Origin of the sequence: Kitasatospora sp. NPDC048715, from assembly GCF_043198905.1 — a bacterium.
Lineage (GTDB): Bacteria > Actinomycetota > Actinomycetes > Streptomycetales > Streptomycetaceae > Kitasatospora > Kitasatospora lactacystinica.
The window spans coordinates 109143-129701 of sequence record NZ_JBICVH010000029.1 but is presented as its reverse complement, the minus strand read 5'-3'; the positions used below and the strand labels follow the sequence as shown (position 1 = coordinate 129701).

Annotated in this window: 19 protein-coding genes; 4 read left to right on the top strand and 15 right to left on the bottom strand. The window is 73.9% G+C overall.

Annotated features, from left to right (window positions below; translation table 11 throughout):
* The 12 genes from ACGFSC_RS40415 to ACGFSC_RS40360 form a co-directional block, all read right to left on the bottom strand.
* The coding region (locus tag ACGFSC_RS40415; RefSeq protein ID WP_359900359.1) for a condensation domain-containing protein at window positions 1–1691 on the bottom strand (1691 nt) is incomplete at its 3' end.
* 135 nt (window positions 1692–1826) lie between these two features.
* Window positions 1827–2027, bottom strand: coding sequence for an MbtH family protein (locus tag ACGFSC_RS40410; protein ID WP_359900357.1), 201 nt, complete (start codon window positions 2025–2027; stop codon window positions 1827–1829).
* Between the two features lie 78 nt (window positions 2028–2105).
* On the bottom strand, window positions 2106–3470 hold the full coding sequence (locus tag ACGFSC_RS40405; protein WP_359900355.1) for a glutamate synthase-related protein: 1365 nt from the start codon (window positions 3468–3470) through the stop codon (window positions 2106–2108).
* Window positions 3467–4468 (bottom strand): asparagine synthetase A, encoded by a 1002-nt coding sequence (locus tag ACGFSC_RS40400; RefSeq protein ID WP_359900353.1) that lies wholly within the window; start codon window positions 4466–4468, stop codon window positions 3467–3469. The genes ACGFSC_RS40405 and ACGFSC_RS40400 overlap by 4 nt, the downstream gene beginning before the upstream one ends.
* Window positions 4469–4515: 47 nt before the next feature.
* A complete protein-coding gene (locus ACGFSC_RS40395) occupies window positions 4516–5811 on the bottom strand; it encodes a methylaspartate mutase (protein WP_359900351.1) in 1296 nt (431 codons plus the stop codon).
* Window positions 5808–6308: a cobalamin-dependent protein gene (locus ACGFSC_RS40390; protein WP_359900349.1), complete on the bottom strand. Its 501-nt coding sequence runs from the start codon at window positions 6306–6308 to the stop codon at window positions 5808–5810. The genes ACGFSC_RS40395 and ACGFSC_RS40390 overlap by 4 nt, the downstream gene beginning before the upstream one ends.
* The gene (locus ACGFSC_RS40385; protein ID WP_359900347.1) at window positions 6305–7075 is read right to left on the bottom strand and encodes an alpha/beta fold hydrolase; all 771 of its coding nucleotides are present in this window, start codon (window positions 7073–7075) and stop codon (window positions 6305–6307) included. The genes ACGFSC_RS40390 and ACGFSC_RS40385 overlap by 4 nt, the downstream gene beginning before the upstream one ends.
* Window positions 7072–8886 (bottom strand): non-ribosomal peptide synthetase, encoded by a 1815-nt coding sequence (locus tag ACGFSC_RS40380; RefSeq protein ID WP_359900345.1) that lies wholly within the window; start codon window positions 8884–8886, stop codon window positions 7072–7074. Before ACGFSC_RS40380 ends, ACGFSC_RS40385 begins: the two co-directional genes overlap by 4 nt.
* Complete coding sequence (locus tag ACGFSC_RS40375; protein ID WP_359900343.1) at window positions 8883–9914, bottom strand: TauD/TfdA family dioxygenase; 1032 nt, start codon at window positions 9912–9914, stop codon at window positions 8883–8885. The genes ACGFSC_RS40380 and ACGFSC_RS40375 overlap by 4 nt, the downstream gene beginning before the upstream one ends.
* 694 nt (window positions 9915–10608) lie before the next feature.
* Entirely contained in the window at window positions 10609–11010 is a 402-nt protein-coding gene (locus tag ACGFSC_RS40370; RefSeq protein ID WP_359900341.1) for a TIGR03618 family F420-dependent PPOX class oxidoreductase, read from the bottom strand.
* 59 nt (window positions 11011–11069) lie between these two features.
* On the bottom strand, window positions 11070–11702 hold the full coding sequence (locus tag ACGFSC_RS40365) for an MBL fold metallo-hydrolase (RefSeq protein WP_359900339.1): 633 nt from the start codon (window positions 11700–11702) through the stop codon (window positions 11070–11072).
* On the bottom strand, window positions 11699–12784 hold the full coding sequence (locus ACGFSC_RS40360) for an S-(hydroxymethyl)mycothiol dehydrogenase (RefSeq protein WP_359900338.1): 1086 nt from the start codon (window positions 12782–12784) through the stop codon (window positions 11699–11701). The genes ACGFSC_RS40365 and ACGFSC_RS40360 overlap by 4 nt, the downstream gene beginning before the upstream one ends.
* A 642-nt stretch (window positions 12785–13426) precedes the next feature.
* Here ACGFSC_RS40360 and ACGFSC_RS40355 point away from each other — a divergent pair.
* Both ACGFSC_RS40355 and ACGFSC_RS40350 read left to right on the top strand, forming a co-directional pair.
* Window positions 13427–14641 carry a cytochrome P450 gene (locus ACGFSC_RS40355; protein WP_359900336.1) on the top strand — a complete coding sequence of 405 codons (1215 nt, stop codon included), beginning with the start codon at window positions 13427–13429 and terminating at the stop codon, window positions 14639–14641.
* Window positions 14638–14895 carry a ferredoxin gene (locus ACGFSC_RS40350; protein WP_359900334.1) on the top strand — a complete coding sequence of 86 codons (258 nt, stop codon included), beginning with the start codon at window positions 14638–14640 and terminating at the stop codon, window positions 14893–14895. The genes ACGFSC_RS40355 and ACGFSC_RS40350 overlap by 4 nt, the downstream gene beginning before the upstream one ends.
* A 109-nt stretch (window positions 14896–15004) precedes the next feature.
* On the opposite strand, the gene ACGFSC_RS40345 is transcribed toward ACGFSC_RS40350, so the two are convergent.
* The 3 genes from ACGFSC_RS40345 to ACGFSC_RS40335 form a co-directional block, all read right to left on the bottom strand.
* On the bottom strand, window positions 15005–16252 hold the full coding sequence (locus tag ACGFSC_RS40345; protein ID WP_359900332.1) for an aminoglycoside phosphotransferase family protein: 1248 nt from the start codon (window positions 16250–16252) through the stop codon (window positions 15005–15007).
* 139 nt (window positions 16253–16391) lie between these two features.
* On the bottom strand, window positions 16392–17249 hold the full coding sequence (locus ACGFSC_RS40340) for a PhzF family phenazine biosynthesis isomerase (RefSeq protein WP_359900330.1): 858 nt from the start codon (window positions 17247–17249) through the stop codon (window positions 16392–16394).
* A 92-nt stretch (window positions 17250–17341) separates the two neighbouring features.
* Window positions 17342–18439, bottom strand: coding sequence for a DUF5937 family protein (locus ACGFSC_RS40335; RefSeq protein WP_359900329.1), 1098 nt, complete (start codon window positions 18437–18439; stop codon window positions 17342–17344).
* 101 nt (window positions 18440–18540) lie between these two features.
* Here ACGFSC_RS40335 and ACGFSC_RS40330 point away from each other — a divergent pair, with 101 nt between their 5' ends.
* Both ACGFSC_RS40330 and ACGFSC_RS40325 read left to right on the top strand, forming a co-directional pair.
* Window positions 18541–19815, top strand: coding sequence for an MFS transporter (locus tag ACGFSC_RS40330; RefSeq protein WP_359900327.1), 1275 nt, complete (start codon window positions 18541–18543; stop codon window positions 19813–19815).
* Between the two features lie 108 nt (window positions 19816–19923).
* The gene (locus ACGFSC_RS40325; protein WP_359900325.1) at window positions 19924–20490 is read left to right on the top strand and encodes a hypothetical protein; all 567 of its coding nucleotides are present in this window, start codon (window positions 19924–19926) and stop codon (window positions 20488–20490) included.
* The last annotated feature ends 69 nt before the right edge of the window (window positions 20491–20559 follow it).

The window sequence follows — 20559 nt, the reverse complement described above, 5'->3', positions numbered from 1 at the left end:
CCCGACCCACCACCCCACCCCGACACGATCAGCTCACGCTCACCACCCACCAGCACATCCACCGACCCGACCAACCGCTCCGGATCCGCAACCATCGCGGCCAGCACCAGGCGCAGGCGCTCAGCCAGCGTGGCGACGGTTCCTTGGTCGAAGAGCTGGGCGGCGTAGAGGAGTTCGGCCCGTATGCCGGCGGGGTTGTTGGCGGCGTCGCGGCCTTCGGAGAAGATCAGGTTGAGGTCGAACCTGGCCGGGGCATCGGCGAAGGTCTCCGCTTCCAGCGTGACGCCCGGGAGCTGAAGCACCCCCTCGCTGTTGTTCTGCAGGACCAGCATCACCTGGAACAGCGGATGCACGGAGGCCGAACGGACCGGGTTCAGCTCCTCCACCAGCCGCTCGAACGGCACGTCCTGGTTGGTGAACGCCGCCAGATCCGTGTCACGGACCCGGCCCAACAACTCGCCGAAGGTCGGCTCACCCGACACATCCGTCCGCAGCACCAGCGTGTTCACGAAGAACCCGACCAGCTCGTCCAACGCCTGGTCCGAACGCCCCGCCACCACCGTCCCGATCGGAACATCCGTCCCCGCACCCAGACGCGACAACAGGGCCGCCAACGCCGCATGCAGCACCATGAACAGCGTCACCCCGTGCCGACGCGCCAACCCCTCCAGCTCGGCATGCAGTTCGGCATCCAGCCCGAACTCCACCCGACCACCCGCACGCGTCACCACCCCCGTCCGAGGCCGGTCCAACGGCAACGCCACCTCCTGCGGCGAATCCCGCAGCGCCTCCGACCAGTACGCCAACTGCTGGTCCACCACCCCGCCCAGCAGCTCCTGCTGCCACAGCGAGTAGTCCGCGTACTGAACGGCCAACGGCTCCCATTCCGGCGCCAGACCCGCCAACCGCGCCCGATAGGCCGACGCCACCCCCTCCCACAACGGCCTCATCGACCAACCGTCACTCGCGATGTGGTGCAAGGTCAGCACCAACACGGACTCGCCCTCGCCCTCGCCGAGGGTGAACAGCGCCACCCGCAAAGGAAGTTCGGTCGAGAGGTCGAAGGCGGCGAACGCCTCGGCCGAGATCCGTTCCGCCACCTCCTCCGCCGTGCTCGACTCGACCCGGAACGGCACCTCGACGTCGCCGGCGGGCAGCACCAGCTGGCGGGGCTGACCATCGACCGCCGGGTAGACCGTGCGCAGGGCCTCGTGCCGGCCGACCACGTCACCGATCGCCGCCCGCAGAGCCTCCACGTCCACCGCACCGTGCAGCCGGAACGCGAACGGACTGTTGTAGGCCGCCGACGCTCCCTCCAACTGGTCGAGGAACCACAGCCGCTGCTGCGCGAACGACAGCGGCAGCACCTCCGGCCGCACGCCCGCCACCAGCGCCGGACGCGCCGGGCCACCGTCCTTCAGCTTCTCCGCCACCTTGGCGACGGTCGGGTTCCGGAACAGTTCACGGATGCCGAGCTCCGCGCCGAGCGTGCCGCGGATGCGACTGATCAGCCGGGTCGCGAGTACGGAGTGACCGCCCAGCGCGAAGAAGTTGTCGTCGATCCCCACCGACGGCACATCGAGGACCTCAGCGAAAAGGCCGCACAGGATCTCCTCCTGCACCGATCCGGGACCGCGGCCGTCCTCGGCCATGACCTTCTGCCCGACCGTCGGTTCCTTCTGCTGAGCCATGACATCTCCCTCTGGTGCCTATCCGGCGGTGATCGATGTGCGTGACCGGACGCCCCGGCCGGGTGCTTCGTCACCTGGCCGGGGCCGTACGCGGGTGTGCGAAAGGAATGGGAAAAAGGGAATCGGGTCCGCGGGTCAGCCGACCGCGGTCGGGCGCGGCGCCAGGTCGGTCCAGTTCTGCTCGATGTACTCCAGGCAGGCCTGGCGGTCGTTCTCGCCGAAGGCCGTGGCCCAGCCGGCCGGGACCTCGATCGCGTTCGGCCACAGGGAGTGCTGGTTCTGGTCGTTGACCAGGACCACGTAGCGGCCGTCGGCGTCCTCGAACGGATTCGTCACAGCGGTGCTCCTTCTTCGCGGGGTGGATGTTCGTGGCAGGGAAATGGACCGGGCCCCGGTGGGGCGGGGTCCGGCGTGCTACGGGTGGAGGTGCGGGCCGACCGTTCCCGGGAGCCAGACGTCCTCCGGGCCCAGTGCGGCGGGCGTGTACTTGCCCAGCGCGCTGATCAGCAGCCGCAGTTCGAAGGCCAGGCAGGAGACCAGCCGGGCGATTCCGTCCTGCGGGTCCTCGTCCGCCGCGAGCAGGGCCGCCCGGCCCAGTCCGACGGCGCGGGCACCCAGGGCCAGGGCCTTGACGGCCCTGGCGCCCTCCCACATCCGGCCCGAGACCAGCAGGCAGTCGGAGGAGGAGGAGGAGGAGGAGCGCGGCTCCAGCCGGCGCAGGCACTCGCCCAGCGGCAGACCGACCTGGTCGAGGAAGCTGCTGGGCGCCCAGCCGCTGCCGCCCTCGGCGCCGTCCACGGTCACCGAGTCCGCGCCGCTCTCCCGGGCCACGGCCGCCGCCTCGCGGATGTCGCGCCCGGGCGGGAGTTTCACCCAGATCCGCGCGCGCGGGTAGTTGTTGCGCATGAACCGGATCTGCTGACGCAGGATCTCCGCGGTGAACGTGCCCGGGCTGCTGGACCGCAGCACCCGGTCGTGCCCGCCGCCGAAGACGTTCTCGTCGGTGCTGTACCGGTCGGCCAGCTGGTCGGCCACGGAGCGTTTCAGCACCGTCATCCCGCCGAGGCCGGGCTTGGCGCCCTGTCCCACCTTCAGCTCGAACGCCAGCCGGCCGGACTCCAGCAGGGCCTTCGCGGCCGGGGCGCTGTAGATCTGGTTCCACACCTCGGCGTCGGCGTCCTCGGTGCTCTGCTGGAACGCCAGCCCGCCCATGCCCTCGGGGAGTTCCTGCTCGTAGGCGCGCAGTCGGGCGAGCATGCTGTCGCCGGTGTCGGCGGTGTCGGCGGACCGGCCCTCGGGGCTGCCGGTGGACCGGTCCCCGAGGCTGCCGGCGGGGCCGTCGGCGAAGCCGTTGGTCGGCACCACGTTCTCGCCGATGACCAGCGGGATGCCCAGGCGTCCGGCCTGGCGGCTGGCCGCCAGGCCCAGCCCGGAGGAGGCCACCTGGGTGGAGCCGAAGGCCGAGACGTACACCGGCAGCGACGACCGGAACCCGCCGATGTCGGTGGCGAGTTCGACGTCGCCGTAGAGCGGCTCGCGGGCCAGGTCGGTGAGCTTCTCCAGCCGCTGGGGCATGAAGACCGGCGGGACCAGGCGCATCGCGTCCAGCACGTCCGCGCCGTGGGGCGCCGCCGGCTGCGGGACGCCGCCCGTGCCGCCGGCGCCGAACAGCGTCAGGCCGTAGCCGTCCATCGGCGGGAACGCCCCGGCGGCGCCCTCCCTGGCCCGCGACCGGATCGCGGCCTCCGGGAAGCCCGGGGCGCTGAGCACCCCGCTCACGGCGAGACCACCCCGGGGATCTTCGGGAACGGGGTGGCCTGCCAGACGGCGTCCAGCCCGGCCACGTAGCGGGTGAGCCGCTCGATGCCGATCCCGAAGCCGGCGCTGCCCGGGATCCCGTCGCGGACCATCTTCAGGTACCACTCGTACTTGGCCGGGTTCTCGCCGCTCTCCCGCATCCGGGCGATGATCCGCGCGTAGTCGAACTCCCGCTCGCTGCCGCTGATCAGCTCGCCGAAGCCCTCGGGGGCGATGAGGTCGAAGTTGCGCAGGACCTCCGGGCGCCGCGGGTCCTCGCGGTCGTAGAAGCCGCGCGAGCCCTTGGGGTAGTCGATGATGAAGAACGGCGAGTCCGACTTGTGCGAGAGCAGGCCCTCCCCCTGCCAGTCGATCTCGGCGTCGTGGTTCTGCTCGTGGCCCAGCCGGGCGAGCTCGGCCATCGCGTCGCCGTGGCTGATCCGCTCGAACGGGGCGTCGCGGGTGAGCAGCGGGGTGAAGGCGTCCGCGTCGCGGCCCAGGAGGTCCAGCTCGGCGCCCATCGTCCGCACCACGCGCTCGATCGCCGCGGTCACGATGGACTGTGCCACGCCCATCGCGTCCTCCTGCGTGGCGCCGGCGATCTCCACGTCGAACTGGTGGAACTCCGCCAGGTGGCGGCCGATGTTCGCGGTCTCCAGCGGTTCGAGCCGGACGTTCGGCGCGACGTAGAACACCTTGTCGAAGGCGAGCAGCGACGCCTGCTTGTAGAGGATCGCGCTGGTCATCAGCTTGTAGCGGTGGCCGTAGAAGTCGACGTCCACCTGCTTGGCACCACGGCCGCCCGGGTCCGTCACCGGTCCGATGACCGGCGGCAGCAGCTCCACGAACCCCTCGCCGAGGAGTAGTTCGCGGCCCGCCTGGACGATCTGGTTCTGGATCCGCAGCACGGACCGGGTCACGGGGTTCTTGAGGTGGTCCGGCAGTGCACCGGGCCGTGCAGACTCGAACTCGCTGGTCAAGGGGTCTCTTCCTTCGGTTCTCTGGTCCTGCGGTTCTGGCAGGGGGTTCAGCTGGGGATCCCGGGCAGCCGGTCCAGCGTGGTGGCGGCGCGCTCGTCGAACGACCGCGCGACGTGGGACAGGGCCCGGAGCAGGTCCGCCGCGCTCATCGAGCGGTTGCCGGTGGAGCGCCCGTTCGGCCGTACGGGCAGGGAGCCGGTGTGCGACCAGCGCAGCCGCCCGTCGGAGTCGATGTAGCTCCTGGCCCGCCCGGCGTTGTCCGGGTGCAGGCAGTACGGGACGTCCAGCAGCCCCCGGTTGAACGCCTCGACCAGGGCGGCGCCCACGTCCGTGTTGAGGCCGAGGACGGTCTCCACGAGCGCGGTCGCCTCCGCCAGGACCTCGCTGTCCGCGCCGGTGTCCGGCGGCGCCGATCCGCCCGCGTTCTGGGCGGCCAGCGCCGCGATCTCCAGCGCCTCGACGTTCTCCCGGACCGTCGGGATCCGGTGCGCCTCGGCCGCCGTCTTGACGATGAGCCGTTCCGCTCCGGTGCGGACGGCCAGTTCGGCGGCCTGCTCCAGCAGCAGCAGGGCGCCCGAGCGGGTGCTGGGGTAGACCCCCATGTAGTTGTAGATCACGATGTGCCAGTCGACGTCCGGCAGCAGCGCACCGGCGAGCCGGCGCAGGGCCAGCACCGCCTCCCGGTCCTGCTCGGCGTTGGTCTGCTGGGCGTAGCTCAGCGAGATGCTGCGCAGCCCGTGCCGGCGGAAGAACACGCCTTCCAGGAGGCTGATCGCCACCAGCAGGCTGGGCGGGCAGAGCTGGCCGAGCATGCAGCCGCCGAAGGTCTCGACGTGCGGTTCGATGCCGTGGTCACGGGCCCTGACCATCAGCTCGCAGGACCGTTCCCAGTTCCGCACCGCCTGGCGCAGCGGGAGGCGCCCGTACGGCAGGCAGTAGGAGACCGGGCCGCCTTCGGTGGTGTCGAGCCCCGCTTCCAGCGAGGCCGCGATGATGCCGTAGGGGCTCGCCGACCCGTGCCGCACCTGGACCGGGAAGTCGCGCTCGCGCACGCCGTCCAGCACCCCCCGGTTGGTGTCCGGGGGGTGGGTCCTGATCGGGTAGCCGTTGAGGTCGCCGCCCTCGTCGACGGCCCGCCGGGCGTCGGCGAGCTTGCCGAGCCGGGTGTAGCTGTCCAGGGTGATCGTGCCGACCGTGGTGGCGTTGGCCCCCTTGACGGCGATCAGCCCGTCCCGCATGGCCCGCGGGTCGCCGAAGCCCATCCGGGGCTGCACCACCAGGTTGCCCTGTTCGTGCGACCGTCCGACGAAGTCCGCGAACGCGTTGACCGGCCCGTCGTTCATGGGGTCGGGGCGGCGCGGAGCTCCTCCAGGACGCGGCCGGCCCGCCTCGCCTTCTCGGCGCTGAGGGCGGCGACGTACCTCTCGAACTCCGGTAGTCCGGACGACTCGTGGAAGACCGCGGAGAATCCCGCGGACAGCAGGCGGCGCGTCATCCCGCCGCCGGCGGCCCCGCCCGCACCGGCCCGCAGCTGCTTGCCGGTGCCGAGCTTCCCGCCGATGACGATCGGTGTGTCGGCGAGCTCCGGGTCGGCGCGCAGCGCCGCGACGGCGGACAGTCCGTCGCTCTCGCCGTGGCCGTTGACGCTGCTGAGCACGATGAGGTCGGGGGCGCCGCGCCGGCACTCCGCCGCCAGTTCCCCGCCCGGCAGGCACGGGCCGAGGTTCTGCACCCGGTGTCCCCAGTCCTCCAGCTGGAGCTGGAGGAAGACCAGGTTCCAGGTGTGCGAGTCCGACTCGGTGCCGCTGACGATCACGTCCAGCGTGGCGTCCGTTCTCATCGTCGGCTCCTCTCGCGGGGATCGAGGGCGGCGATCCTGGAGGGCAGGGTCCGCCAGACCTCCGGGGTGTAGAAGTGGCCGCCGGGGAGGACGTCGTGGCGGTACTCGCCCAGCGCCAGCGTGCGCCACTGCTCGCCCGCGTTCGCCTCGATGACGTCGTCGTCGGCGCCCGACAGCATCTGCACCGGCATGCTGACGGTGGCGCCCTCGGTGTACCGGAAGGTGTCCCGGACCCGGATGTCGGCGCGCATCAGCTCGACGCTCATCTCCTGGAGTTCGGGGTCCTCCAGGACGTGTGCCGGCATCAGGCCGTGGGTCTTCATCCAGAGCAGCAGACCGTCGTCGTCGTCCTGCTGGGACGGGAACATGTCCCGGGGCGTGAGCCCGCGGGCCGGCGCGTTGGCCGAGGAGACGACCAGGTTCCGCGGCAGCGGCCCGCCGCCGCTCTCGATCCGCGCGGCGACGTCGAACGCCATCCAGCCGCCCATGCTGTGCCCGAAGAGCACGTAGGGGCCGTCGACGGCGGACAGCACCGCCGCGGTGGCGTCCTGGGCCAGTTCCTCCCAGTCGGTGGCGAAGTCCTCCAGGAACCTGCCCTCCCGGCCCGGGTAGCAGATCGCCGACAGGGCGATGTCGTCCGGCACGGCGTCGCCCCACAGGTGGTAGGAGGCCGTGCCGCCCCCGCAGAAGCCCAGGCAGATCAGCGTCAGGGCGGCGTCCTTGGGGCGCCGGATGCTGATGACGGTGGTGTCCTGTGCGGTGTTCACTTGCCCTCCGTCCGACGGGACGCCACGAACTCCGCCAGCGACCGCAGTTCGGGGTGCCGGTAGACCTCCTTCGTGGACACGGTGATGCCGAACTGCTTCTTCAGCCGGCCGATGACGCGCAGCGCGATGAGCGAATGGCCGCCCAGCGAGAAGAAGTTGTCGGTGGGGCTGATCCGCTGGCGGCCGAGCACCTCGGCCCACACGCCGGCGATCAGGGTCTCGAACTCGCCCTGCGGCTCGTCCCCCGGCTCCTGTTCGCCGTCGGCCCACAGGGCCTCGTCCACGGCGGGCAGGGCCCGGTGGTCCACCTTGCCGTTCACGCTCAGCGGCATGGCGTCGAGCGTGACGAACGCCGAGGGGACCATGAACGACGGCAGCACGCCGCCGAGGTGCTCCTGGAGTTCCCGGGCGCGCGGGGCGCTCTCGCCCTCCGGGACGACGTAGCCGACCAGTTGGTCGCCGGCGGTCTCGGTGGCGTGCAGGACGACGGCGGCGGTCCTGACCTCCGGGTGCGCGGCGAGCGCCGCCTCGATCTCGCCGAGTTCCACCCGGTAGCCGCGGATCTTGATCTGCCGGTCGACCCGGCCCAGGTAGTCGATGGTGCCGTCGGGGCGCAGCCGCACCCGGTCGCCGGTGCGGTACATCCGGCGGCCGGTACCGGCCGGGTCGGCGACGAAGCGCTGAGCGGTCAGCGCGGGCCGGCCGACGTAGCCGATGGTCACGGAGGGCCCGGCCAGGTAGAGCTCGCCAGGTTCGCCGGCGGCCGCGGGGCGCAGCCCTTCGTCGAGCACGTGGGCGGTGAACCCGGGCAGCGCGCGGCCGATGTGCGGGCCCGCGCCGGTGATCCAGGCCGCGGTGGCGTCCACCGTGCACTCGGTGGGGCCGTACAGGTTGATCGCCTCGACCGTCCCGGCGTCGCGGGCTTCGCCCAGCTCGCGCCAGACCTCCGCCGGTACCGGCTCGCCGCCCATGAACAGCCGCAGGACGCGGCCGTCGGCGGTGGGGGCGAGGAGGGCCTCGCGCAGCACCTCCCAGTGCGAGGGCGTCAGGTCCAGGTCGTCGACGGCGTGCTCGTCGAGCAGGGCGCGCAGCACGGCCGGGTCGGTGCGCTCGTTCTCGCCGATCACCACGATGCTGTCGCCCCGGCAGATCCGGGCCCACTGCTGGACGGAGGCGTCGAAGGAGATGCTCGCGTTCCAGGCCACCGTGCGCGGCCGGTCGGCGTAGAAGCCCGCCGCTTCGAGGTCGGCGGCGAGCGCGGCCACGCCGCCCCGGGTGGCCTCCACGCCCTTCGGCGTTCCGGTCGAGCCGGAGGTGTAGATCACGTACGCCGGGTCCGCCGGGGAGGTCTCCGCCGCCGGCGCGTCCGGGGCCGCGGTCGGCGCGGCGAGGGCGTCGGCGAGGGTGATGACGTCGACGCCGGTGGGCCACGTCGGCCCGTTGCCGGGCTCCGCCAGGACGGTCCGCAGGTCGGCGCCGGCCACCATGTGGGCGAGGCGGTCCTGCGGGTAGGCGGGGTCCAGCGGCACGTAGGCGGCGCCGACGTGCCACACGGCGAGCAGGGCGACGACGAGGTCCGCGCCGCGGTGCATGCTGACGCCCACCCGGGCGCCGCGCCCGAGGCCGCGCTCGGCCAGCTGTGCGGCCAACCGGCGTACGTCGTGGTCGAGTTCGGCGAAGGTCAGGGTGCGGTCGGTTCCGCGTACGGCCAGCCGGTCCGGGGTGGACGCGACGGCCTGCCGGAACCGGGCGATCGGGTCGACCGTCACGGTCGGGGCCGCCGGGGCCAGGGGCTCCTCGGTGATGCTCACGCGGCACCGCCGTCGCCCGCCGCGGCCGGCACGGTGGGCCGGCACTCGTCGAGGTCGACCGGGTTGCCCATGGCGACGACGATCTTGCGGTCGCCCCGGAACGGGTCGCGGCCGTGGGCCGTGAGCACGTTGTCGACGAGCATGACGTCGCCGGGCTGCCAGGTCTGACGCACCGTCGCCTCGGCGTAGGCGGTGTTGATGGTGTCGAGCTCGTCCCGGGTCAGGGGCTTCCCGTCGGCCACTCCGGTTTCGAACGGCAGGCCGTCCGCGCCGAATTCGTCCACGAGCGTCTCACGGAGTTCCTCGTCCAATGACCAGGAATTCCAGAAGGCCATGTGATTGAACCAGACCTCCTCGTCGGTCGCCGGGTGCCGGATGATTCCGGGCCGCCGCTGCGCGGTCCTCAGATTCCCCTCGTCGTCCCAGTGGCAGGAGATCAGGTTCTCCGAGCAGTACTGCTCGACGTCCTCCCGGCGCTCGGTCGCGAATGCCTTCTCCCAGCTCACGGAGATGTGCTCGGAGTAACTCCGGTGCAGGGTCCAGCCGTTGGCGCGGATCCGCTCGACGAGCGGGGCGGGCAGTTTCCGCAGCACCTCCCGGCAGTCCGCGACCGGCGTCGCCCCGCCCTCCTCCGGGGCGATCAGGCAGGCGAACATCAGCAGCCCGGGGAACGTGAGGGTGTAGCTGTTCTCGTTGTGCATCCGGATCGACTGGGCCGGCGGCAGATCGGTGGACGAGTAGACGTCGTTGCCGAAGCTGCTGCGCGGCGTCGCCTTCTCCCGGTAGGGCGTCCGCTGCGGGACGAGGACGTCCCGCACGAGCGCGAAGTCCTCGACGGAGGCGACCGGAAGCCCGCGCAGGTACAGCGCGCCGTACCTTTGAAGCGCGGTGCGGATGTCGGGCAGGAGCGCGTTCAGCCACGCGCAGGCCTCGTCGGTGCCTTCGAATCGAGGGACGACGAGGGTGGCCGGCTTGCCCTTCTCAAGGGTCCAGTCCAGCTCTTGTGGCGCAGTTCTTGCAGAAGACATGACTCGATGCACCTTCCTCATGACGGAGCGCGACGGCGTGGTGCCGCGGTCGCCCCAGGGCAGTTGGATCGCGATCAGAACCTCTGAACCGAGAACACGGTCATCGACCCCGCGGGGTCGTCGTGCCGGGTCGCCGGGAAATGCGTGCGGCCCGAATCCGGGGCCGGCCACTGAAGGGTTCGGCAGGGCAGCGGCTTCCGCTGCCGGCGGCGAATGGGCAGCACAAGGGCCCGGCCTTCCGACGCCTGTTCACGCGTCGACGAGCCGCTATCGCCGGGCCGTCACACCATCGGCCGCACCTGCGGGCCACCGGTGCCACGTGTCCGACCGGAGAACGGCGGGATGCCGTCCGGCACTCCCGCACACCGATCCATCCCCCCCTCCCGAGTGCTCACATTCGGGTACGCGGAATTCGCGTCCCCGGCGTCGTTCCCCCGAGTTCGCCGAGGCGGGTGTACTGATACCCATCGCCTCCGCTTGACCGTGCGCGGCCAATCAGATCACATCAACGCGCCGTCATGGAAGAAGTTGTGGAGGCAAGTTCGCAGCTTTCATACGGCATTCACGTCACCGACGGTGACGAATCCACCACCGTTTCAGGAGATTCCGGTGCTGGGGGCGGCCGTCGCCCGTACGGCAACACCGGCAACACCGGCACCAGGCAGCGGCCGGCCGGATCCCCGGGCGGGCGCGCTCAGGCCCGGCCGAGCACGCGGTCGACGGTGATCTCGATGACCACCCGGTCCGGGTTGACCCGCGGCTCCCGGTAGCGCTCGGCGTAGCGGCGCTCCGCCTCGGCGACCTGCTCGGGCTCGTCGCGGACCACCGCCACCCCCTCCAGGGTCGACCAACGGGCCCGGTCCACCTGGCAGACCGCGACCCGCTGGCCCCCGGGCCCGGCCTCGGCGACGTTGCGGGCCTTGCGACTGGTGCGGCTGGTGATCACCCGGGCGGTGCCCGTCTCCGGCTGGTACGTCACACCCACCGGCACCACGTGCGGCGTGCCGTCCGGGCGGGTGGTGGTCAGCGTGGAGATGTGCCGCTCCCGCCAGAAGGCGAGGAAGGAGTCGTCGAGGTCGCGCGGGTCATGGGCCATGATCGCGATGGTACGGCCCCCGGGGAACGGCCGTTCCCCGGGGGCGTACGGGCGGGGCGTCAGTGCCCGCGCGCGATCCACTCCGGCAGGGCCGGGGCCTCGGCGCCGATGGTGGTCGGGTCGCCGTGACCGGTGCGCACCACGGTCTCGGCCGGGAGCGTCAGCAGCCGCTCGCGGATCGAGTCGACGATCGTCGGGAAGTGCGAGAACGACCGGCCGGTGGCTCCCGGCCCCCCGTGGAACAGGGTGTCGCCGGTGAAGACGGTGCCCAGCCCGGGCGCGTACAGGCAGACCGCGCCCGGCGCGTGCCCCGGGGTGTGCAGCACGGTCAGCTCGGTGCCGGCCACCTCGATCCGCTGCCCGTCGGCCAGTTCGCCGTCCGGCAGCCGCTCGGGGTGGGTGAGCTTCCACAGCGGAAGGTCGTCCGGGTGCAGCAGGATCGGCGCACCGGTGCGGTCGGCGAGCGCCGGGGCCGCGTCGATGTGGTCGTTGTGCGCGTGGGTGGAGACGATCGCCAGCAGCCGGCGCCCGCCGAGCGCGGCCTCGATGGCCTCGGCGTCGTGCGCGGCGTCGATCACCACCGCCTCCTCGTCGTTCCCGACGATCCAGACGTTGTTCTCCACCTCCCAGCTGCCGCCGTCGAGCTCGAAGGTCCCGGCGGTCACCAGCCGGTCGATGCGGGCCGAGGTCACAGGACCACCACCGAACGCAGGACGTCGCCCTGGTGCATGCGCTCGAAGGCCTGCTCCACGGCGTCGAGCCCGATGGTCTCGGTGACGAAGGCGCCGAGGTCCAGGCGGCCCTGGAGGTAGAGGTCGATCAGCATCGGGAAGTCCCGCGACGGCAGGCAGTCGCCGTACCAGGAGGACTTCAGCGCGCCGCCGCGGCCGAAGACGTCGAGCAGCGGGAGCTCCAGCGTCATCTCCGGGGTCGGCACGCCGACCAGGACGACGGTGCCGGCCAGGTCCCGGGCGTAGAAGGCCTGCTTGTAGGTCTCCGGCCGGCCGACCGCCTCGACCACCACGTCCGCGCCGTTGCCGCCGGTCAGTTCGCGGATCGCCTCGACCGGGTCGGTGGTGCGGGAGTTGACGGTGTGGGTGGCGCCCAGCCCGCGGGCGGTCTCCAGCTTGCGGTCGTCGATGTCCACCGCGATGATCTTCGCCGCGCCCGCCAGCCGGGAGCCCATCACGGCCGCGCCGCCGACGCCGCCGCAGCCGATCACCGCGACCGAGTCGCCCCGGCCCACGTTGCCGGTGTTGATCGCGGCGCCGAGGCCCGCCATCACGCCGCAGCCCAGCAGGCCCGCGACGGCCGGGTCGGCCGCCGGGTCCACCTTGGTGCACTGGCCGGCCGCGACCAGGGTCTTCTCGGCGAACGCGCCGATGCCCAGGGCCGGGGACAGCTCGGTGCCGTCCAGCAGCGTCATCCGCTGCTTCGCGTTGTGGGTGTTGAAGCAGTACTGCGAGCGGCCCCGCTTGCACGCGCGGCACTGGCCGCACACCGCACGCCAGTTGAGGACCACGAAGTCACCGGGCTCGACCTCGGTGACGCCCTCGCCGACCGACTCCACGATGCCCGCGGCCTCGTGGCCGAGCAGGAACGGGAACTCGTCGTTGATGCCGCCCTCCCGGTAGTGGAGGTCGGTGTGGCAGACGCCGCACGCCTGGATCCGGACCACCGCCTCGCCCGGGCCAGGGTCCGGCACCACGATCGTGGTCACCTCCACGGGCGCGCCCTTGGCGCGCGCGATGACTGCCTTGACCTGCTGGGGCATCCGATTCCACCTCCGTCTGCCGGTGCGGCTCTGCACCGGCGTGACCTGCGACAACACGACTGCAAGACGAACTGCCCACGAAGCGTATCGCCCGCCCGGCCGGTCTCCGGCGGAGCGTCCCGGGCGATCCGGTGTGACGTGGTGTGATACGGCTCACCGGACCTGCCGACGGCGTGTCCGACACCGCCGCGCCGGCCCACGGGCCCTCCCCGCGGCATGTGCCGCCCGGGTATCCGCCGAGCGCCCGGGGACCGCCCGGCGCGGCCCTGCCAACAGGGGCGCACGGGCGTAGCCGAGCGCCTGTCAGCACGCCCCGAAGTGCCCGGAAAGCACCGGCGTTGGCTGGAAGTGCCGCAGACGGGCGCCCCGCCACCCACGTACGGTCGTAGCTGAGACGGTCCACTCGACCACGCTCAGCACACCCGCCCCACCCGTCGGCGCGCGACCGCGCACCGACCGCGCCGGGTGCGCACCGACCGTGCACCCGCGCACATTTCGCGCCACACCCCGTAGGAGCCCGACCGAACCCCGGCCCGTGTCGAGCCGCCAGCCGGCCGCATCACCCGTCCCCCGCACGATCCCCGGATTCACCCCCCGTCGGGTCGCGTCCCGCGGCCCACCGCCCTGGAGTCTGGAGTACGGATGTCCACCGAGAACAGTGCGACCAGCGCCGGCACCGCCCCGCTCCCCCCGCTGCACTGCATGCGCCAACTCGAACCCGGCCCGCCCCGCCTCGCCGCGCTGCCCACCGGCACGCCGGTCTGGCTGGTCAGCCGGCACGCCGACGTGCGCCAGGTGCTGACCGACCCGCGACTGGGCCGCGCCCCGCTCTACGCGCCGGACGCCCCGCCGATCACGGTCACGCCGAACATCCTCGACGACCCGCAGAGCATGCTGAACATCGACGGCACCGACCACCAGCGGCTGCGCCGCACCGTGCAGCGGGCCTTCACCCCGCGCGCGATCGAACGCTGGCGGCCCTGGGTGGCCTCGGTGGTCGAGTCGCTGATCGACGAGCTGATCGACCACGGCTCCCCCGCCGACATCATCGCCGGCTACTCCCGCCCGCTGCCCGTCGCCGTGATCAGCCGGCTGATGGGCCTGGACAACCTGGACAGCAAGCGGCTCGCGCACTGGAGCGACCACGCGCTCTCCACCACCGCCCACAGCGCCGAGGCGATCGTCACCGCGATGACCGAGTTCGCCGCCTTCGGCGCCGAGGTGATCGCCGAACGCCGGGCCGCCCCCGGCGAGGACCTGGTCAGCGGGCTGCTCGCGGCCGCCGCAGAGGACGGCTCGATCACCGAGGGCCAGCTCGTCGTCCTGGTCATCGGCCTGGTCGTGGCCGGCCACGAGACCACCATGACCAGCCTCGGCAACGCCCTGGTCTACCTGCTCCAGGACGGCCGCGACGCCTGGCAGCGGCTCTCCTCCGACGAGGCCAGCGCCGCCGCCGCGACCGAGCAGCTGCTGCGCGCCGTCCCGCTCGGCGACCGCCAGGAGCACATGCCCGGACTGATGCGCCGCACCGTCGAGGACGTCGAGATCGGCGGTGTGGTCATCCCGGCCGGCAGCGTGGTCGCCGCCGACGCGAACGCCGCCAACCACGACCCGGAGGCCTTCACCGGGGACCTGCGCACCGAGCTGTTCTCCCCGCTCGCCGCCCCCATGCTCACCTTCGGCGCCGGGCCGCACCACTGCCTGGGCGCCTGGCTGGCCCGGATGGAGCTGGAACTCGCCCTGCACCGGCTGGCCCGCCGGCTGCCCGCCCTGCGGCTGGCCGACCCGGTCGACCGGATCGACTGGCGGCGCGGCCTGCTCACCCGCAGCCCGAACTCCCTGCGGGTGGAGTGGTGACGGGCCGCGCGGACACCGAGCCGGTGGTCGTCCGGGTCGACCGCGACCGCTGCATCGGCTCCGGGATGTGCGCGCTCAGCGCCCCCGACTCGCTGGTCCTCGGCTCCGACGGGCTGGCCGCACCGCTGGCCGAGTACGCGGACGGCGGCGCGGAGCCGACGGACGGGCTGACCGAGGCGGTGGACTTCTGCCCGGTCGAGGCGCTCAGCCTCCACTCGGCGCGCGGCGGCTACCGGATCGCCCCCGCCGAGTGAACGCGCCCGGTGGTGCCCGCCGCGACGACCGCGACGGGCACCACCGGCGGTTCCGAGGGCCCGGGCGCCGGCGTCGGCCGTCGCACCCCGGCCGTCGCACCCCGGCCTGCTACCTCCGCCCGGAGACCGGGCCGCAGGCCAGCACGGCGCGCAGCTCGGCGGCCGGGTCGCCCTCGTGGTACGGGCGTTCGCTCGGCTCGATGTGGTCCAGGAACTCCTGGTAGCGCAGCGCGTAGGACAAGTGGTAAAGCGGCTCGGCGAGTTCGAGGGCCCGGCGCGGGTCCGAGCCGGGGGCGTGGCGCCGCCAGGCCTCCGCCCAGACCGCGGCGTGGTGCTGCCAGGCCTCCGGGCCGAGGTAGGCGCGGGGGCGCAGCCCGTCCAGGGCCGGATGGCCGAGGCAGGAGTCGGCGTAGTCGACGACCACCGTGCTCCCGCCGTCGGAACGCCAGTTGCCGGGGTGGAAGTCGCCGTGCAGCAGGGTCTCCGGCAGGCCGCAGGCGGCGAGTCGGTCCAGCAGCCCGGGCAGGTCGGCCGCGAAGCCGGCCAGGCGGTCCAGCTCCTCGGGGGTCAGGTCGGTCTCCTCCGCGAGCCGGTCCAGCAGGGCCGTCAGCTGGGCCGCCAGGGCGCGCGGGGTGCGGTCGCGCAGTGCGGCCAGGTCGTCCGGACGGCCGGCGAGCGCGGCCTGGGCGGCGACGAGCCGGGGGACGACGTCGGCGACGGTCCCGGCGGAGGGGTTCCAGCAGTCCTCGCCGGGGACGTGGTCGAGCAGCAGCCGCCCACCGGAGGGGTCGGCGGCGAGGACGGTCGGGACGAGCGTGCGGTCGACGCCGCCGAGCAGCGCGACGACCTCGCCCTCGTGGGCGTTGAACGCCGGCGTCGTGGTCTTCAGCCAGGCGTCCACGCCGGTCGCGGTGGGGAGGCGGAGGAGGCCGGAGAGGTTCCAGGTCCGGATCTGCCGGACGGGCCCGGCCGCCGGGCGGCCGACGGCGGCGAGTTCCGCCTCCGCCCAGCCCAGCGCCGACCGCAGCCCTTCCGGCGTGGCCCAGGCGGCGCGGCGCTCGGCGGGGCCGAGCAGCGCGGCCGTCCCGGCTTCCGGGGGCCGGGGGTCGAGCGCCCTCGGCCGCTCGCTCGCCTCGGCGTGGTAGCGCACCCGCCCGCCGTGGCCCGGCTCCTCGCTCCGCCCGTCGACCAGCCGCGCCACCAGCACCGGCACCCCGGCCGACGCCGCCGCCCGCGCGACCACCTCGTCCACGGAGGACCACCAGCCGAGCTCCACCTCGAAGGGCCCCAGCTGCCCGAAGTACTCGTCGCCGTAGGTGAGATCGACCGTCACGGTCCGGTTGCTCGCTCGCTGCATCGGAGCAGCTTCGCCCACCGGGGCGGGCCCGTGCCAACGGTTTTCCGCCCGCACCGGCCGGGGCGGACGTTCGAGGAGCCCCGGGGCGAGGGCGAGCAGGTCCTGCTCCAGCCCCCGCCGTCCTGAGGGCCCGGAACCGCTAGCCGATCGCCACGGCCGTGCCGGAGACCCGCACCCGGGTGTCCTCCGTCCGCAGCTCGACCCGCAGGACGCCCGGGCGGCCCAGGTCCTCGCCCTGGTGGAGCGTCAGCACGGCCGGGGCCGTCACCGCGCCGAGCTCCCGCAGGTACGCGCCGAAGGCGGCAGCGGCGGCGCCGGTGGCCGGGTCCTCGACCACGCCGCCGACCGGGAACGGGGCGCGGACGTGGAAGACCTCGGGGGCCTCCCGCCAGGCGAGCTGCAGGGTGACCAGGTCGCGGGCGCGCATGTACGCGGCGAGGCCGTCGAAGTCGTAGTCGAGCCGGGCCTGCCGCTCGCGGGTGGCGACCGGCAGGACGAGGTGCCGGGCGCCCGCGTAGGCGACGCGGGGCGGCAGGGCCGGGTCGAGGTCGTCGGCGGACCAGCCGAGCAGGGCGAGCGCCTGCGCCACGTCGGCCGCCGGCACCTCCTCGACCTTCGGCTCGACGCTGGTGAGGGTGGCGCGCAGCAGCCCGTCGGCCCCGCGCTCGACCTCGACCGGGACGTCCCCGGCCGCGGTCACGAAGACGTACCGTCCGGGGCCGGTGTGCTCGGCGAGGGCGACGGCGGAGCCGACCGTCGCGTGCCCGCAGAACGGCACCTCGGCGAGCGGGCTGAAGTACCGCACCCGGTAGGTGCCTTCGGTCGGGCCGGCGGTCAGGAAGGCGGTCTCGGAGTACCCGACCTCGGCGGCGACGGCGAGCATCCGCTCGTCGGTCAGTCCGGTGGCGTCGAGCACCACGCCGGCCGGGTTGCCGCCCTCGGGGCGGGTGGCGAAGGCGGCGTAGCGGAGGATCTCGGGAGTGGCGTCGTCGATCATGACCGGACGAACGCGCCGGGTGCGCGGACTGTTCCCGCTCACCGCGGCGCTTCCCCGCGTCTCGGGTCCTCCTCCCACTGCGGCACCTCCGCTCACCGCAGCACCGCCTCCAGGAAGTCCGAGCCGAGCCGGGCGCTGCCCGCCAGGTCCAGCTCGTAGAGCATGTACCGCCCGCGCCGCCTGGTGGTGAGCAGCCCGGCCCTGCGCAGGACCGCCAGGTGCCGGGACACCTCGGGCGCGCTGAGCTGCCAGGCCGAGGCCAGTTCGCCGGTGGTGTGCGGGCCGCGGGCCATGGTGCGGGCGAGGCGCAGCCGCACGGGGTGGGCGAGCGCCTCCAGGCGCTGCTGGACGAGGGCGAGCGAGACGGGCTCGGGCAGGCCCGCCTCGGCGACGGGGTACTGGAGGACGGGCCGCCAGCCGCGCGCGTGCACCACCAGGAGGTGCGGGCGGCCGAAGGCGGTGGGGATGAAGGTGACGCCGCCGGCGTCGGTGCCGCTGGTGGCGTTGTCCTGGAGCTTGTCGATGACGATCCGGCGCCGGCCGTCCCCGCCCTGGTCGAGGGAGACGGAGGGCGAGACGTCGGCGAGCGCCTCGGCGAGGCCGCGGCGGGCGAGCAGGTCGGCCTTGCGCCGGGCGTCGGCGGCGAGGTCGGGCAGGACGCGCTGCCAGGCGTCGGCGAAGAACGCGGACCGGCAGTCCTCCAGCAACCGCCGCACCAGGCCCCGGACGGCCGGCGGGTCGGCGAGCAGCCGGTCGGCGAAGGCGGCCTGCCGGGGGCCGCGGGCGAGGGCGAGTTCCCGGGCCCGCTCGTTGGCCTCCGGGTCGGTGAGCGGGGAGCCCATCCGCCGGGTGAGCCGGGAGGAGCCGCAGGTGGTGATGAGGGCGGCGGCGACGTACAGCTCGTCGTCGATCCGGTCGACGGCGTCGAGCTCCTCGGCGAGGGTGGCGCCGGGCAGGCCGGGCACGAGGAAGTCGGCGCGCGAGGAGCGCCAGAGGAAGTCGGCCTCCAGCAGCCGCTCGGACAGCTCGGGCGGGATCACGGTGGCGGTGCAGCCGGCCCAGCCCTGCAGCGCGGGGTGGTGCGCGGGCTCGGCGAGCACGTGCAGCATGGCGTTCAGCTCGCCGAGCGGGGAGGGCGTGAAGAGCAGCCGCTCGTCGGGCAGGCCCGTGATGTCGATGGTCAAACTCACACCGGGGATCCTGCCACCCGCCGTCGACCGGGCTCCCGCGGATTGACGGGAAGCGTCAATCCGCGTGCCCCGCGGTCCGGCCCGGGCGGACGGTACTGGCCATGAGCCTGATCCGGGAGAAGTCCGTCCACGACCACGCCGCCGACCGCCGCGGCGGGCCGCCCGCCCTGCCGGCCGGCCCGGGCCGCCGGAGCCCGTCCGCGCTGCCGGGCCTGCTGACCGCGGCCGGCGGGCCCCGGTACGCCGTCGCGCTGGCGGTGGACGCGGTGGGCGGCGGCCTGCTGCGGCCGTTCCTGCTGCTGTACGGCGTCGGCATGCTGCACCTGGGCGCGGGTGCGGCCGGGCTGGCGCTCTCGGCCGGGATGCTGGCGGGCCTGCTGGTGGTGCCGCTGACCGGCCGGTGGATCGACCGCGGCGCCCGGACGCTGCCCGCCGCCGCCACCCTGCTGCTGCGGGCGGCGGGCGCGCTGACGCTGCTGCTCGCGGACGGCCTGCCGGGGTTCACGGCGGCGGCGGTGCTGTTCGGGGTGGGCAGCCAGTCCTGGCCGACCACCCACGCGGCGGTGGTGAGCACCCTGACCGAGGGCCGGCTGCGGGACGCCGCGCTGGCCGCCGGGAGGTCGCTGCGCAACGCCGGGATGGGTGCGGGCGCGCTGCTGGCCACGCTGGCGGTGAGCGGCGGGGCGGGCGCGATCCGGCTGCTGGCCGGGGTGACGGGCGCGGCCTGCCTGGGCGCGGCCGTCCTGGTGGGCTCGCTGCGGGTGCGGGCTCCGCGCCTGGACCGGCCGGCCGACGTGCCGGAGCGGGCGGAGCCGCTGCGCCGGATCACCCTGCTGGGCGTCGCCAACCTGCCGTACGCGTTCTGCTTCGACGTGCTGGAGGTGGCGCTGCCCGCGCTGCTGGTGCTGCGGCTGCACGCCTCGCCGGCCTGGTCCTCGGGCATCTTCGTCGGCAACACGGTGCTGGTGATCGCCCTGCAGCTGGCGCTGGTGCTGCGGCTGGCGGACCGTCCGCGGCACGTCGTGCTCGCCGCCTCGGGGGCGGTGCTGGCGGTGTCGTACCTGGGCTTCTGGGCGGTCGGTTCGCTGGGCGGCGTGCCGGGGTCGGTGGGCATCGCGGCGGTCTCGGTGCTGTACACGCTGGGCGAGATCCTCTACACCGGCTCGGGCACGGCGCTGGTGGCGTCCGTCGCCCCGCCGCACCTGCTGGGGCGGGCGCTGGCGCGCTGGGAGCTGTCGGCGGGGGTGGGCCGGGCGGCGGCCCCGGCCGTGCTGACGGCGCTGCTGGCGGGCGGTTCCGGGGAGCTGTGGGTGCCGCTGGCCGCGGCCACCGCGCTGGGGGCGCTGGCGGTGCTGCGGCTGGGTCCGGCCCACTGACCGGAGGGAGCGCCGGAGGAGGACCGGAGGAGGACCGGAGGAGCGCCGGAGGAGCGCCGCGCCGACGGGCCGGCGCGGCGGCAACGCCCCGGTGGGATGATCGGCTGCATGGCCCTGACCCCGCACCAGCAGCACCTCCGCGACCGGATCATGGCCGCCGGGGTGACCGCGCCGCCGGAGCCGTGGCGGCCGGTCGGCCGGGGGCTGATCGCGGTCGGCGGGCTGCTCGGCATCGGCTTCGCCGTCCACCCGGAGAGCGGGCACGACCTGGTGCTGACGGTCTCGCACGGCGGCCACGGCCTGTTCGACGCGGTGACCGGCCTCAAGCTGGCCCGCGACCACGAGCCCGCCGAGGACCCGGACGGCCTGGACCTCTCCTGCCCCGGCCTCGGCCAGGTCGCGGACGTGCGCATCCCGGTGGCGGGGACGTGGGGCGGCGGGCTGCACACGGCCGCCGAGGGCGGCTGGCACATCGAGGTGGCCGCCCCGGAGTGGCCGCACCACCGGGTGCTGCTCGCCAGCGGCCGCGGGCCGTGGCAGGGCGAGCACGGCGAGAGCTGGTGGCTGGTCCTCGACTCCGACCGGTCCACCTTCCGCGCGGCCGGATTCTCCCCGACCGGCCGGACCCTCGCGGTGGCCACCAGCAGCGACCTCACGCTCTGGAGCCGCCAGTAGGTGTTCCGGCTCCGGATGCGGACGGGCCGCGGACCGCCGATGCTGACGGCGAGGCGTGCCCGGCCCGAG